Raw genomic sequence first — 14673 nt, forward strand, 5'->3', positions numbered from 1 at the left:
GGTAACGGGATTGTGACAAGCAGCACTCTTGTTAAAAAGGAATTAGCTGACAATGAGCCATCAGGGCTGATTGTTTCCAGCCGTAACCGGGTGATCATCGGTCTTGGAAAGACCGGGTTGTCTTGTGCTCGTTACCTTCACAGTCAGGGTTTGCCCTTCAAAATTATTGATACGCGGGTAAATCCGCCGGGTGAAACGGAGTGTCGTCAGTTATTTCCTGACGTCCCCCTCCATACGGGAAGCTTCAATGAGCAGTGGCTAATGGCTGCTGATGAGTTGGTGGTCAGTCCGGGTATTGCTCTCGCCGAACCGGCGATTGCCAGGGCGGTTGAAAATGGCGCTACTGCTATTGGTGATATTGAGCTGTTTTGTCGGGCGGTCAATGCTTTGTCACCACTAAAGCCACTCGTGGCAATTACCGGCTCCAATGGTAAAAGCACAGTGACCACGCTGGTTGGCGAAATGGTCAGAAGTTCAGGGCTTAATCCGGGAGTTGGGGGTAACATCGGAACGCCTGCTCTGGATTTGCTGGATGATGACAGTATTGATGTATACGTTCTTGAGCTTTCCAGTTTTCAGCTTGAAACCACGCACAGTCTCCGTGCTACTGCTGCAACGGTTTTGAACCTCAGTCCAGATCATATGGATCGTTACCCGACACTGGCTGAGTATCATCAGGCCAAACAGCGTGTTTATAAGGGGTGTGGTACTGCTGTATTCAACAGGGATGACCCTCTGACTTCTCCTTTACTTCCGGTAACGGCTGGAGCGGTGACATTTACTTGCGGGTCTCCGGATCTTGGGCAGATGGGACTTCTTTCCGATGATGACGGCATCTGGTTGAGTAAGGGGCTGGAAAAGCTGGTCAATACCCGCAAGATGAAGATAAAAGGGCGTCATAACTACCTGAATGCACTTGCAGCACTGGCCCTTGGTGAGGCGATAGGCCTTAAGTTCGACGCCATGTCTGAAGCGCTGGCAGTTTTTCCCGGGCTAAAACATCGCTGTCAGTGGTTAGGCGAACATGATGGCGTTGCCTGGTTTAATGATTCAAAAGCGACCAACGTGGGTGCATCGGTTGCTGCTATTGAAGGTCTTGGCGAAAGCCTTGAGGGTAATATTATTCTCATTGCCGGAGGCGACGGCAAAGGCGCCGATTTTTCCGACTTGAAGTCGGTGGTTGAGCGTTATGTCAGTCATCTGGTATTGATCGGGCGTGATGGTCCAGCTATTGAGCAGGCCGTCAATGATAGTGCAGAGATCCACAAGTCTGGCAGTTTGGAGAATGCAGTGAGTGTTGCTGCTGATCTGGCTGGAAAAGGTGATGCGGTGTTGCTGGCACCGGCATGCGCCAGTTTTGATATGTTTGACAGTTTTGAGCATCGGGGTGATCGATTTGCAGAGCTGGTTAATGGTTTGATGGTATGTTGAAACGGGTTCGACGCAGCTTTCTCAATGAGAAAGAATCTTCAGATCAGGACGTATCAATGCTTATGAGTGTTGATATGATCCTGTTTGGAGCTGTGCTTGCTCTGCTTGCCATTGGTCTGGTCATGGTGGGTTCCGCTTCCATGGATGTCTCCAGTGCTACTTTTGGTGATCCGCTGAGGGTCGTCATTAAACAGCTTCTTTTTATGGTAGTTGGGCTGTTTGCTATGGGTGTGATGATGCTTGTGCCTGTCAGCCGGATTCAGAAAATGAGCTGGATAGGTTTGCTTGTCGCATTTTTCCTGTTGGTGGTGGTCCTGATTGTAGGCCGGGAGATTAATGGTAGCGTCCGCTGGATTCCACTTGGCTTCTTTAACTTGCAGGCCTCAGAGGTTGCCAAACTCTGCGTCGTGATCTACCTGGCGGGGTACCTGGTGAGGCACCTGGATGAGGTTCGAACTCGCTGGAGTGGTTTTATTAAGCCTATGCTAGTGATGGCTGGACTGGCTTTATTGCTGCTTGCAGAGCCGGATCTTGGTGCTCTGGTGGTGCTTACCGTCGCTGTGATGGGAATGATTTTCATGGCTGGAGCCCGGTTCCATCAGTTTCTGGTGATGATTGCCGGAGTGGTTGTTTTAATTGGGTTGATGATCTGGATGGAGCCTTATCGCATGGCTCGTATCACATCCTATATGGATCCGTGGGCCCATGCTTTTGGTAGCGGCTATCAGTTAACTCAGGCTCTGATCGCTTTTGGTCGAGGCGCCTGGTTTGGTGAAGGACTGGGTAACAGCATTCAGAAGCTGTTTTATCTACCAGAGGCGCATACAGATTTTGTGTTTGCCGTGTTGGCAGAAGAATTTGGTGTGGTCGGGTCGCTGTTGTTGCTTGGGTTGTTTCTATTTGTCGCATGGCGTTCACTGCAGCTGGGCTCACGTGCAGAAGCTAAGGGCATGTTATTTCATGGCTTTGTTGCTTATGGTATTGCGTTGCTTTTTGCCAGTCAGGCGCTGATTAATATTGGTGTGAATACCGGGCTGTTGCCCACTAAAGGTCTGGCTTTACCAATGATTAGTTATGGGGGCAGCAGTTTAATTGTTAACTGTCTGGCATTTGGTATTTTGTTACGAATTGATTTTGAACGTCGCCTGACTAAAGCCATAGAGGCTAAGCCTGTTGCGGGACGAAAGGCTAAAGAACGAAAGTCGAATGAAATGGCTGGAGGTAATATTTATGGCTGAGCAGTCAGATACTCACACGCCTTTGGTAATCATCATGGCGGGCGGTACGGGCGGCCATATATTCCCCGGACTTGCTACTGCTCAGGGGCTGATTAAGCAGGGCTACCGTGTCCACTGGTTGGGAACCCCTGAAAGCATGGAAGCTGATCTTGTACCAAAGCATGGTATTGATATCAGTTTCATTCCAGTCACCGGCTTGCGTGGTAAAGGGATTAGCTTTCTGTTGAAAGCTCCATGGCGTCTTGCCGTTTCATTATTTAAAGCGGTTCGGGTTCTAAGAGAGCACAAGCCCGTTTGTGTTGTTGGCATGGGCGGCTATGTAACAGGTCCCGGTGGTGTTGCCGCCAGACTACTGGGTGTTCCGCTGGTGGTTCATGAACAGAATGCTGTTGCAGGGCTTACCAATAAACTACTGGCCAGGATTGCTACCCGCGTACTCGAAGCGTTTCCAGGAACGTTTGATGGGCTTTCTTCTGGTGTTGTCAGGAAAGTTATGCTGACAGGAAACCCTGTTCGCCCCGAGATTGTATCAGTTTCTGCCAGTGTTCCTCATACACCCTTACGATTATTGGTAGTGGGGGGCAGCAGGGGGGCTTTAGCGATCAACAAAATGATTCCCCAGATTCTGCAAAAATGCAGTGGTCGGGTTGATGTCTGGCACCAGACAGGAAAGGGGACCTTTGACCAATGTCGTGCAGATTACCAGCAGCTTGGAGTTACTGGCCGTGTAGAGCCATTTATTGATGATATGGCTCAGGCTTATGAGTGGGCTGATCTGGTACTCTGTCGTTCAGGCGCATTAACCATTGCAGAACTGGCTGCGGCAGGAAAGCCAGGAATTCTGGTGCCTTTTCCATTTGCGGTGGATGATCATCAGACAGTTAATGGGCATTACCTTGTGGACAGAGGTGCAGCCCTGATGGTTCAGCAAAAAGATTTGGACGTGGACGGTTTGACAAAAATGATTCTGGAGCTGGCAGGCAATCCTGACCAGCTTGAACTAATGGCCTCATCTGCAAAAGCAGCCGGTTTGCCAAAGGCGACAAGTGACGTGGTCAGGCACTGTCTTGAAGCGGCTGGGCAGGAGGTCTCTTATGCCTGATTTAAAGAGTCGAATTCCAGTTGTGGCTGTACCAGAGATGAGACGAATCCGCAAAATTCATTTTGTGGGAATTGGTGGTTCTGGGATGTGTGGCATTGCTGAGGTGCTGCTGAACCAGGGTTATGAAATCTCTGGCTCGGATATTCGCGCATCATCAGTGACAGAGCGCCTCGAAGGGTTAGGAGTAGAGGTGTTTATTGGTCACCGTACCGAGAATGTGACCAATGCGGATGTCATTGTTACTTCAACCGCTGTTGCAGGCAACAACCCGGAGGTGGTTGAGGCAGAGAGTCGTCGCTTGCCAATTGTTCCCCGGGCTCAGATGCTGGCCGAGTTAATGCGTTACCGCCACGGTATTGCGGTGGCTGGTACTCATGGTAAGACCACTACGACCAGCCTGCTTGCTTCGGTCCTGGGGTTCAGTGGTATGGATCCAACTTTTGTGATTGGTGGAAGGCTCAACTCTGCCGGTACTAATGCAAAGCTGGGTGGGAGTCGTTATCTGGTTGCTGAAGCGGATGAGTCTGATGCCTCTTTTCTTCATTTGCAGCCGATGGTTTCGATTGTTACCAATATCGATGCTGACCATATGTCTACCTACGACGGTGACTTTGGCAAGCTCAAAAAGACATTTATCGATTTTCTGCACAATTTGCCATTTTATGGAGTGGCCATTGTTTGTATCGACTGTCCTGTGGTCAGAGAGCTATTGCCGGAAATAAAGCGACAGGTGATTACTTATGGCTTCAGTGAAGATGCAGATTACAGGGCGGTCAATATTCGCCAGCAGGGAATGAGAACCTCGTTTGACCTGGTTCGTCGTGGCAGTACTGAAGAAACGCAGGTTTCGATTGAATTGGGTATTCCTGGGCGTCATAACGTACTGAATGCCCTTGCTACTTTTGCAACGGCTTCTGATGAAGGTATTCCGGATCAGATTATTGCAGAAGGCTTGAGCCGTTTTGATGGTGTTGGGCGGCGTTTTCAGGTGCTGGGAGAGTTTAATACTCACGCAGGTGAGGTGATGTTGGTTGATGATTATGGCCATCATCCAACAGAAGTTGACGCAACCATCAGGGCCGTCCGTGATGGTTGGGAAGATAAGCGACTGGTTATGATCTATCAGCCTCATCGTTTCTCAAGAACACGGGATTTGTATGAGGATTTTGTTGATGTTCTCTCAAGGGTTGATGTTCTTCTGTTGATGGAGGTGTATCCTGCTGGAGAAGACCCCATTACCGGTGCTGACAGTCGTTCGCTGTGCCGAAGTATTCGGCAGCGGGGACTGGTTGATCCAATCTTTATTGGACGCCCTGAAGACGTTGAGTCGGTGCTTGCTGATGTGCTTGAGGATGGTGACTTGCTGCTGGCGCAGGGAGCCGGAGACATAGGTGCACTGGCTCTCAGGCTTGCCAGTAATGAGTTGGCAATACCTGCAGAACGGTAAAATTGACGACAGCCACGAATTGAATAGAAAAGGGATACAGTGCATGAAGTACGACCGGAGTTGTGATCACTTTGATCCAAAGGCTTTTGGAAAGGTCGCTGTACTTTTTGGTGGTAACTCCGCGGAAAGAGAAGTGAGTTTAATCAGCGGTGAGCGCATTTATGCAGCGCTGAACCGCCAGGGGGTTAAATGCCAGCTGATTGATACCTGTGAAAATGTTATTGAACAACTGCAGGAGTATGGCCCTGACTATGCCTTTATAGCGTTGCATGGTCGTGGTGGTGAAGACGGCACCATGCAGGGGTTGTTGGAAACCATGGGTATTCCATATTCCGGTAGTGGGATAATGGCATCGGCTTTGGCGATGGATAAATATCGCTGTAAGTTACTTTGGCAGTCCATTGGCTTGCCAACGCCAGAGTTTGCCCTAGTGATGGGAGCAGATAACCTTGGCCATGCAGAGTCTTTGTTGCCTGCTTTTGTAAAGCCGAGCATGGAGGGTTCCAGTGTTGGTGTGGCGAGGGTAGATAGAAGGGAAGATCTTGAGGCTGCCTGCGAGCGGGCTGCTGAGCATAAAGGCCCTGTGCTGGTTGAGTCGTTTATCGATGGTCCTGAGTTTACGGTAGGTATTCTGAATGATCAGGCATTGCCGGTCATTAAAATAGAGGCAGAAGGCGAGTTTTATGACTATGAAGCCAAGTATCTGTCGGATAATACCCGTTACTCAATTCCCTGTGGTCTGACTTCAATCAAAGAGCAGGAATTGCAGGCAGTAGCATTGACTGCGTTTGAAGCTTTAGGTTGCTCTGGTTGGGGGCGTGTCGATTTTATGCAGGATCAGCAGGGAAGGTTCTGGTTACTGGAAGTCAATACTATTCCGGGTATGACGGATCATAGTTTGATGCCAATGGCTGCAGCTGATGCCGGGTTGTCCTTTGATGAACTGGTTATTGAAATATTGAAAACAGCGGATGTCAGATAGAGCAGGATTTTCATTCTATGCCAGCCGGCAAAGAGACGTGCGGGGCGCTTCTCGTAGGGATTCAAGGCTGAAGGATGGAAGACGAGGAATAAAGCAGTTGCCATGGAAAAGAGTGCTGCAAACGGTGGTGTCTCTTTTTCTGTTCCTGGGGTTGTTAGGCTCAGCTCCATGGTTGATGAACTGGCTGAATCAGCCGATAGCACGGGTGGAAGTGCATGCAGGCTTTGAGCACTTATCCAGAGAACAGGTAGAGCAAAAGCTGCATCCACTTATACAGGAGCGCTTTTTTGCCCTGGAGTTGCAAGAGATGCGGCAGGTTCTTCTGGATATGCCATGGGTTAAAGATGCATCTGTTCGGAGGCATTGGCCTGATAGTGTTCAGGTTAGTCTGGAAGAGCAGCAACCGGTCGCTAGATGGGGCAGTCATCACCTGATCAGTAATGAAGGTGAAGTTTTTGCGCCAGAGAATATCGCTGCTTTTTCGTTGATGCCGGTTCTCGATGGCCCTGAAGAGTCTGCAGCTGAAGTTATGCAGCAATATCTGGCCATTAGTCAGCTGCTCAGGCCTATGGGGCTTAAGCTGAAAACGTTGAAACGCAGTGAAAGTGGCTCATGGCGCTTTACCGTAGGACATGTTGAGGTCAATATTGGCCGTGACAGAAAAATGGAAAGGCTACAGCGTTTTGTCCGGCTTTATCATGCCAGGCTGGAGTCGCGTTGGAAGCAGGTGAGGCGGGTGGATTTACGATACTTGAATGGTGCTTCGGTTGCCTGGAATGGAACCCTTCTTACCGAAGGGGCAAAGTAGACAGGTAGACTCAGATTCATGATGGATAGAGAAGTTTGGGAAGATTGATGCCATGACAGCGGCAGATAATGGAAGATTGATTGTTGGGTTAGATATAGGCACTTCTAAGGTTGTGGCTATAGTTGGAGAACTCAACGCTGAGGGTGACATTGAGGTCATCGGCATTGGTTCGCATATTTCCCGTGGGCTTAAGCGTGGAGTCGTCGTTAATATTGATTCCACCGTCCATGCAATAAAGAGGGCCGTTGAAGAAGCAGAACTCATGGCAGGCTGCCAGATTCACTCGGTCTATGCAGGTATTGCTGGTAATCATATCAAGAGCCTGAATTCCCATGGCATCGTTGCAATACGAGAACGGGAAGTGAATGGTGCAGATATTGATAGGGTCATTGATGCTGCCCAGGCGGTCGCAATTCCTGCAGATCAGCGCATCCTTCATATTCTTCCACAGGAGTATGCCATTGATAACCAGGAGGGGATTAAGGAGCCTCAGGGTATGTCTGGCGTCAGGCTTGAAGCCAAAGTCCATCTGGTGACCTGTGCCGTTAACGCGGCACAGAATATTGAAAACTGCATTCGTCGCTGTGGCCTTGAAGTGGACGATATTATTCTGGAGCAGCTTGCTTCAAGTTATTCAGTTCTTTCAGAAGATGAGAAGGAACTGGGTGTCTGTATGGTGGATATTGGTGGTGGTACAACCGATATTGCAATTTTTACTGATGGTGCGATCCGTCATACGGCCGTGATCCCTATTGCGGGTGACCAGGTGACCAATGATATTGCCATGGCACTGCGGACGCCAACACAAAATGCAGAAGATATAAAGATCAAGTATGCCTGTGCTCTGGCACAGTTGGCGGGTGCTGATGAAACCATTAAAGTTCCCAGCGTTGGTGACCGACCACCAAGAGAGCTTTCCAGACAAGCGCTGGCTGAAGTGGTAGAACCTCGTTATGACGAGCTCTTCACATTGATTAATGCGGAGATCAGGCGAAGCGGTTTCGAAGATCTGATTCCAGCAGGTATTGTGCTGACAGGTGGGACCTCAAAGATTGAGGGTGCTATAGAGCTGGCAGAAGAAATTTTTCATATGCCGGTTCGATTAGGTGTCCCACAGTCTGTGAAAGGGCTGAGTGATGTGGTCAGCAACCCCATTTATTCAACAGGGGTTGGGCTGTTGCACTATGGCCAGAAAATGCAGAAAGACGGGTTGAAAAAAGCGGTTGCCAGTAAGTCTCAGGATACTGGATTGATTGACAAGATGAAGCGCTGGTTTCAGAGCTTTTAGTGCGTTAACTCGTAGTATCTGGCTGGCGTCGCAGGATTTTTCGGTAACGGTATTGGGCAGAATTTGTTAGATTGAGGGTGATAAAAAGGAGATGGCCATGTTTGAATTGGTGGATAACGTACCGCAGGAAGCGGTCATCAAAGTCATCGGCGTCGGTGGCGGTGGTGGCAATGCAGTTTGCCACATGCTGAAAAGCCAGCTGGAAGGTGTAGAGTTTGTCTGTGCCAATACTGATGCTCAGGCACTGAAAAAGCAGCATATGCAGGCGCATACCCACCTGCAGTTAGGTGCGTCTATTACCCGAGGGCTGGGTGCAGGAGCGAATCCGAATGTTGGCCGTGAGGCTGCAATGGAAGATCGCGAGCGCATTGCCGAGTTGCTCAAAGGTGCAGACATGGTCTTCATTGCAGCTGGTATGGGCGGTGGTACCGGAACTGGTGCTGCGCCGGTCGTGGCGCAGGTTGCTCGTGAACTTGGAGCATTGACCGTAGCTGTGGTTACCAAGCCATTTGGGTTTGAAGGCAAGCGCAGAATGGCCATTGCTGAAGAAGGTCTTAAAGAGCTTCAGGAACATGTCGATTCACTGATCACAATTCCCAACGAAAAGTTGTTGCCAGTGCTTGGCAGTGATGTCAGTCTGCTGAATGCTTTTGGTGCAGCTAATGACGTTCTGCTGGGTGCGGTGCAGGGTATTTCTGAGCTGATTACCCGTGATGGTCTCATTAACGTTGACTTCGCGGATGTTCGTACAGTGATGTCAGAAATGGGCATGGCAATGATGGGGACCGGCGTTGCTACCGGCAGTGGTCGTGCAGCAGAAGCTGCTGAGAAAGCAATTCGCAGCCCTCTGCTGGAAGATGTGGACCTTCAAGGTGCCAAGGGTGTTCTGGTTAATATTACCGCAGGTCTCGACTTTACGGTTGGTGAGTATAATCAGGTCGGTGACGTTGTTAGCCAGTTTGCTTCCAATGATGCTACTGTTGTTATTGGTACGGTTATTGATCCGGAGTTAACGGATGAGTTGCGGGTTACCGTTGTGGCAACGGGCATTGGTTCAGGAGTGGCTCCAAAGGATCAGCTTAAGGTCGTTGAGAAACCAACGACTAAAAACAGTGATGGCACGTTGAATCTGGCTGAGCTGGATATTTCACCGGTTTTGCGCAATGCCCGTAGAAGTGAAGATGAAGCGGAGCCAAAGTCTGAGTCCAGACGCTCTTCAGCTTCCGGTGATAATGTGGATTATCTTGATATTCCGGCATTCCTGAGGCGTCAGGCGGATTAATCAGAGCGTATAAATGCGAACTTGTCTCAATTGTTACTTTTGTTACAATGTGACGTTGCATCCAAATAATAGGGACCTTACAGGTCGCGGAACAGCGTTATCATGATCAGACAGCGTACACTGAAAAATATTATTCGTGCTACGGGTGTGGGTCTTCACTCCGGTGAAAAGGTATACCTCACACTCAAGCCTGCTCCCGTAGATACTGGCATCATTTTCTGTAGAACAGACCTTGAGCCTGTTGTAGAAATTCCTGCTCATGCCCTGAATGTCGGGCAGACGACACTCTGTACATCTTTGCATAAAGACGGTACTCGGATTGACACCGTTGAACATCTGCTCTCAGCTCTGGCTGGACTGGGTATTGATAATGCCTACGTTGAAGTCAGTGCTCATGAAGTTCCGATTATGGATGGCAGTGCAGGTCCATTTGTATTCCTGTTACAGTCTGCAGGTATTCAGGAGCAGAACGCGCCTAAAAAATTCATTCGCATCAAAGAAGATGTGATGGTAACTGAGGGCGATAAAACCGCCACGTTCAAACCATATGATGGATTTAAGGTAAGCTTCACCATTGACTTTGATCACCCTGTTTTCAAAAGTCGGTCTCAAACCGCATCGATTGACTTCTCAAGTACATCCTTTGTAAAGGAAGTGAGTCGGGCGCGTACATTTGGCTTCATGCGGGATGTCGAGTATCTCCGTTCTCAGAATCTGGCTCTGGGCGGAAGCGTAGATAATGTCGTTGTTGTCGATGATTACCGTATCCTCAATGAAGATGGCCTCCGTTACCACGATGAGTTTGTCAAGCACAAAATGCTTGACGCGATTGGTGACCTATACTTGCTGGGCCATAGTTTGATTGGTGAGTTTGTCGGTCATAAATCTGGCCATGAACTTAACAATAAGCTGGTCAGAACTCTGCTGGCCAATGAAAAATTGTGGGAAATAGTTACATTCGAAGATGCGGATGTTTCTCCTATATCTTATCAAAAACCTGTTGCGGTTATTGCGTAATGGCTTTTTTTTGAGTTAACGCTGATCTGAGATACGATTTTTGCAAGACTGGATCATTCAGTTTTGAGTTAGGCCGCTTTGTAGTGGCCTTTTTTATGGCTGGTAGATGGTAAAGTGCCTTTATTTTTCGGCTTTTTTTATACCTACAGCTTTGCCTTTGAAGGTGTTGATTTTTTGACAGTGCACTGAGTGGTGTTGAAAGTGTTCAAAAATGCTGTTTTATAACGATAAAAAAGAGTATTAGGGGCTTTTTCTTTATTGCCAGCGGTAGGTAGCTGAGTGTAGTCATATAAGGGTACAATCCGCCTTCGCTTCTGTGTGCTGAAAGCTCCTAAAATGTAATAGTAGAAATGTGCTTTTGGTTTGGCATTAAGGGCTGCTAATGAAAATCATTGTTGTTAATCAGGATCATTCTCGAACCCGAACGTACTCTGGCAGTGGTAAGGGCTTGGGGGCTATGTTGCTCTGTGCTTTTTTGCTGTCCATGGTTATTGGTGGAGGTGCTACATATGCCTGGTTAACCAGCAGTCAGGAGCAGATGTTAACAAAGGAAGGCGTGAAAAACTGGAAACAGGTTCTGGATACCCAGCAGCAGGACCTGGGGCTTGTTCGACAGCAGGCTCAACATCAACTTGATGCTCTGATGCTTAGACTTGCGGAGCTTCAGGGGCGTATGACCCGACTGGATGCGCTAGGAGAGCGTCTCACCGCCAAAGCAAAGTTGGATGATGGTGAGTTTGACTTCAGCGAGGCTCCTGCTCTGGGTGGTCCTCAGGAGTTGACTGAATCAGAAGCGGCATATAGCAAAGTAAGTCTTCTTGATGCCATTGATCAACTGGCAGACCAGATTGACAATCGAGAGCAGCAGCTGGATTTGCTGGATAACCTGATCTCCAATAGAACCCTTCATGATGACTCCTTTCTGGCTGGTCTTCCTGTCAGGAAAGGCTGGTTGTCCTCCCGGTATGGCCGACGTACTGACCCTTTTACGGGCAGAGCTGCCTGGCATAATGGTGTGGATTTTGCCGGTAAGCGTGGCTCAGACATTATCTCTGTAGCTGCGGGTGTTGTTGTCTGGTCGGGTAACCGTTCAGGTTTTGGGCTTTTGGTGGAGGTGAACCATGGAAATGGCTACCTGACGCGTTATGCTCATAATGATGAAAGCATCGTCAAGGTTGGTGATATCGTTTCCAGAGGGCAGGCCATTGCAAAGATGGGGAGCTCTGGGCGTTCAACTGGGCCTCATGTTCATTTTGAGGTTTTGAAAAATGGTAAACCTCAAGATCCTTCGAGATATATATACAGAGCAAGCAAATAGTACTCATATTGTAACTATTCAGCACCCTTCATATAAATCTGGAATTTTCTGATTTTTCGACCATCATCTTATACTCAATTTTTCTAACAAATCTCCAGTATGGAACCAGACTTCCCAGCTACTCCGTTTACCGAAGCTCTCCTTAAAGAGAATGAAGAGCTTCGGACCGAGAATGCGCTTTTACGGGAACGTTGCAGCGAACTGGAAGAAAGGGTTAATAAAAACAGTCAAAACAGTAGTAAGCCACCATCGTCAGATGGTTATCAAAAGCCCAGTAAAAAAGGGAGTGATAAAGGTGATACATCTTCCAAAGAAGCCCCCTGCTCCTCACAGGAAACACCGAACCCCAAAAGCCTTAGACCATCTTCAGGCAATAAACCAGGTGGCCAGAAAGGTCATCAAGGCTCTTGTTTGAGACGTGTCGCCTTACCCGATTATGTCAGGCATCTGAAGGTTGAAAAATGTTGCTGTTGCCAGTCTTCGCTTATCGATATTAAACCCACCAAATACATTGAGCGACAGGTTTTTGATCCAGGTAGACCCGGAGAATTTGAAGTTACCGCGTACTGGGCAGACGTTAAAGTATGTCCTTGTGGTAAACGGAACACCGCTGAGTTTCCCCAAGGAGTGAAAGCCGCTGCTCAATACGGAGAAGTGACTCAGGCAATGGCTGTTCATTTAAACCAGTATCACTTCATCCCATATCACCGGGTGTCTGAGTATTTCAATACTATTTATTGCATGAGTGTCAGCGCAGGCTCTGTTGCCAATTTTGTTGCCTATACCCATGAGAACCTGGCCTCTACTGAGCAGAGTATCCGCGATGCTTTACAAGAAAGTCCGGTTGCAGGAGCGGATGAAACTGGCATGCGGGTTGACGGTTCACTGTGGTGGTTACACATTATGCGAGATGACCAATGGACGCTTTACTACCTCTCAGAAAGGCGAGGTTGTGAAGCAATGGATGCAATGGGCATCCTGCTGACTTTTGCAGGCATTCTGGTTCACGATCATTGGAAGTCCTACTTTGCCTATGCGGCAGTGCATGTGCTTTGTAATGCCCATCATCTGAGAGAGCTTCAGGGAGTTGTCGATAGGGATGCGAATAAGCTGGCTCTGCGGCTGATGAAATTGCTTACGCTCTCCTGGCACTTCTGCAAGAAATACAAAGCAGCCGGTCTGACTCAAATGCCTGGTGCAATACAGCTTCGCATTGAGACGATATACGACCAAATCCTTCAAAGGGCTCTCACGAAGGAAACCGCTTATATGGAAAAACAACGACAGGTGCTTGGACGTAAGAAGGTCAGGAATACCAAGGCCTACAACCTGTTCAAAAGGCTTATTGAGTTTAAGGTTGAAACGTTGCGCTTCATGTCGGACTTTTCAATTCCCTTCGATAACAATGGCAGTGAACGTGATGCCAGGATGGCCAAACTTAAGCAGAAGATCTCAGGCTGCTTCAGAAGCGAAGACGGAGGTACCATGTTTACCCGAATCCGAAGCTATTTATCATCTGCTAAAAAGCAGGGGTTGAACATATTTCAGGCGCTTCTTAAAGCGGTTCGAAATTACAACAATACGCCTTTGCTGGGTGCTGAATAGTTACCTCATATTTAAATTAATTTCGAATTTCTTATATTCCTGGGCTCGAAGATCTTTCTAAAGGCCCATTTTTGTTTATCAGTCCTTTTTGTTTTGTAGTTTTTACTTCTAGTCTAATAAATTGATTTGAATGATCTCCTCGTTAACGAAGGTAGGCTTGTCTTCCTTACTAAGCTGCTTTTGGCTTTAACCAATTAAGAACTCATATCTTGGAGAAAATGGGGTATGGAGCATTTGAGGCCTGGTTCATTGGGCACAATCACTGTTCGTTACAATAAAATCAGGCAAACGTGCCAAATAGAGACTGGAGCCAAAGAGCCTGTTGGCAAAGCAATAGGGATGGATGTCAAGGAAAAAACTCCAGCTCCTGATAATTACATGAAAATAAAGGGGCACGAAGTAACTGCTCGGGAAACTGCTTCAAGAGCAAAGGGGTTCTGGAGGCTGTGTTCAGAGGTATCTGGTTCCATAAGGCTATTGCTTGGTGCTGAAAAGAGAAATATAAATATTCCTGATCTTTGTAATGATCAAGATGTATGTCGTTATATTGAGACTAACACTAAGGATCTTTTTGCAAAGAACCTATTGCTTAAATATGTTTCCCCTGAGGTTCGAAGAGATGTGACTCACTGTTTGTTATCTGAAGGGAGCTATAGTTATAGCCTTTCTTATCTTGAATATGGGCAGGATCCAAGTGGGTATATTGATCTAAAGAAAGATGACCCTGAGATGTATCATGCCCTTTTAAGGCAACCAACTCTTCCCAGTGATGATCTGCAGTGTCTTAGGGGTGTTGATGGGCTGATGGTTAAGTTCTGTGTCAGATGTCACTGGCCAGATGGTCATCACAACCGAACCGCTGATGTCTCAAACAGTTGTGATAGCTCTGAAGCTGATGATTTGTTAGGGGGGGCTGTTGGTGGTAGTCCGGCAGAGAATCAGTACACTCACTCTTACCTTGTTAATAAGCCTTATGAAGAAAGGATGCAAATGGCAATAGAAGCATCATTGAATGATGGAAGTTAGATATTGTCATTTGTGTCAGTATTGGCTGTTATGGTCTTGTGAAAATGATACTGTCTATTGATGCTGCTTTATCGTTTTAAGATGCCTTTCCTCTCTTTTGTTTGACTCTTCTCTTGAATAAGGGGGGGG

Annotated in this window: 12 protein-coding genes; all 12 read left to right on the plus strand. The window is 47.9% G+C overall.

Features of this window, described 5'->3' with window-relative positions; translation table 11 throughout:
• Positions 1 to 12: 12 nt before the first annotated feature.
• The 12 genes from murD to ACOCLE_RS02860 all read left to right on the plus strand — a co-directional run bounded on the left by murD (position 13) and on the right by ACOCLE_RS02860 (position 14544).
• The gene (gene murD, locus ACOCLE_RS02805) at positions 13 to 1431 is read left to right on the plus strand and encodes a UDP-N-acetylmuramoyl-L-alanine--D-glutamate ligase (RefSeq protein ID WP_419535422.1); all 1419 of its coding nucleotides are present in this window, start codon (positions 13 to 15) and stop codon (positions 1429 to 1431) included.
• Entirely contained in the window at positions 1425 to 2669 is a 1245-nt protein-coding gene (ftsW, locus tag ACOCLE_RS02810) for a putative lipid II flippase FtsW (RefSeq protein ID WP_419535423.1), read from the plus strand. Before murD ends, ftsW begins: the two co-directional genes overlap by 7 nt.
• The gene (gene murG / locus ACOCLE_RS02815; protein ID WP_419535424.1) at positions 2662 to 3771 is read left to right on the plus strand and encodes an undecaprenyldiphospho-muramoylpentapeptide beta-N-acetylglucosaminyltransferase; all 1110 of its coding nucleotides are present in this window, start codon (positions 2662 to 2664) and stop codon (positions 3769 to 3771) included. Before ftsW ends, murG begins: the two co-directional genes overlap by 8 nt.
• Positions 3764 to 5218 carry a UDP-N-acetylmuramate--L-alanine ligase gene (gene murC / locus ACOCLE_RS02820; protein ID WP_419535425.1) on the plus strand — a complete coding sequence of 485 codons (1455 nt, stop codon included), beginning with the start codon at positions 3764 to 3766 and terminating at the stop codon, positions 5216 to 5218. The genes murG and murC overlap by 8 nt, the downstream gene beginning before the upstream one ends.
• Positions 5219 to 5261: 43 nt before the next feature.
• Positions 5262 to 6200 carry a D-alanine--D-alanine ligase gene (locus ACOCLE_RS02825; protein WP_419535426.1) on the plus strand — a complete coding sequence of 313 codons (939 nt, stop codon included), beginning with the start codon at positions 5262 to 5264 and terminating at the stop codon, positions 6198 to 6200.
• Between the two features lie 97 nt (positions 6201 to 6297).
• Positions 6298 to 7008 (plus strand): cell division protein FtsQ/DivIB, encoded by a 711-nt coding sequence (locus ACOCLE_RS02830; RefSeq protein ID WP_419535427.1) that lies wholly within the window; start codon positions 6298 to 6300, stop codon positions 7006 to 7008.
• A gap of 52 nt (positions 7009 to 7060) precedes the next feature.
• On the plus strand, positions 7061 to 8296 hold the full coding sequence (gene ftsA / locus ACOCLE_RS02835) for a cell division protein FtsA (protein ID WP_419535428.1): 1236 nt from the start codon (positions 7061 to 7063) through the stop codon (positions 8294 to 8296).
• A 97-nt stretch (positions 8297 to 8393) separates the two neighbouring features.
• Positions 8394 to 9578, plus strand: a complete 1185-nt coding sequence (ftsZ, locus tag ACOCLE_RS02840; protein WP_419535429.1) for a cell division protein FtsZ — start codon at positions 8394 to 8396, stop codon at positions 9576 to 9578.
• A 102-nt stretch (positions 9579 to 9680) separates the two neighbouring features.
• On the plus strand, positions 9681 to 10595 hold the full coding sequence (gene lpxC / locus ACOCLE_RS02845) for a UDP-3-O-acyl-N-acetylglucosamine deacetylase (protein ID WP_419535430.1): 915 nt from the start codon (positions 9681 to 9683) through the stop codon (positions 10593 to 10595).
• 382 nt (positions 10596 to 10977) lie between these two features.
• Positions 10978 to 11913 (plus strand): peptidoglycan DD-metalloendopeptidase family protein, encoded by a 936-nt coding sequence (locus ACOCLE_RS02850; RefSeq protein ID WP_419535431.1) that lies wholly within the window; start codon positions 10978 to 10980, stop codon positions 11911 to 11913.
• Positions 11914 to 12012: 99 nt separating this feature from the next.
• Positions 12013 to 13518: an IS66 family transposase gene (gene tnpC / locus ACOCLE_RS02855; RefSeq protein ID WP_419532963.1), complete on the plus strand. Its 1506-nt coding sequence runs from the start codon at positions 12013 to 12015 to the stop codon at positions 13516 to 13518.
• A 225-nt stretch (positions 13519 to 13743) separates the two neighbouring features.
• The gene (locus ACOCLE_RS02860; protein ID WP_419535432.1) at positions 13744 to 14544 is read left to right on the plus strand and encodes a hypothetical protein; all 801 of its coding nucleotides are present in this window, start codon (positions 13744 to 13746) and stop codon (positions 14542 to 14544) included.
• The last annotated feature ends 129 nt before the right edge of the window (positions 14545 to 14673 follow it).

The organism is Endozoicomonas sp. (assembly GCF_965196975.1).
In the GTDB taxonomy this organism is placed as follows: domain Bacteria; phylum Pseudomonadota; class Gammaproteobacteria; order Pseudomonadales; family Endozoicomonadaceae; genus Endozoicomonas.

Excerpts from the sequence above, each read along its gene's own strand:
- ftsW (WP_419535423.1), top strand. The coding sequence starts at position 1,425 with ATGTTGAAACGGGTTCGACGCAGCTTTCTCAATGAGAAAGAATCTTCA.
- murG (WP_419535424.1), top strand. The coding sequence starts at position 2,662 with ATGGCTGAGCAGTCAGATACTCACACGCCTTTGGTAATCATCATGGCG.
- murC (WP_419535425.1), top strand. The coding sequence starts at position 3,764 with ATGCCTGATTTAAAGAGTCGAATTCCAGTTGTGGCTGTACCAGAGATG.
- ACOCLE_RS02825 (WP_419535426.1), top strand. The coding sequence starts at position 5,262 with ATGAAGTACGACCGGAGTTGTGATCACTTTGATCCAAAGGCTTTTGGA.
- ftsA (WP_419535428.1), top strand. The coding sequence starts at position 7,061 with ATGACAGCGGCAGATAATGGAAGATTGATTGTTGGGTTAGATATAGGC.
- ftsZ (WP_419535429.1), top strand. The coding sequence starts at position 8,394 with ATGTTTGAATTGGTGGATAACGTACCGCAGGAAGCGGTCATCAAAGTC.
- lpxC (WP_419535430.1), top strand. The coding sequence starts at position 9,681 with ATGATCAGACAGCGTACACTGAAAAATATTATTCGTGCTACGGGTGTG.
- ACOCLE_RS02850 (WP_419535431.1), top strand. The coding sequence starts at position 10,978 with ATGAAAATCATTGTTGTTAATCAGGATCATTCTCGAACCCGAACGTAC.
- tnpC (WP_419532963.1), top strand. The coding sequence starts at position 12,013 with ATGGAACCAGACTTCCCAGCTACTCCGTTTACCGAAGCTCTCCTTAAA.
- ACOCLE_RS02860 (WP_419535432.1), top strand. The coding sequence starts at position 13,744 with ATGGAGCATTTGAGGCCTGGTTCATTGGGCACAATCACTGTTCGTTAC.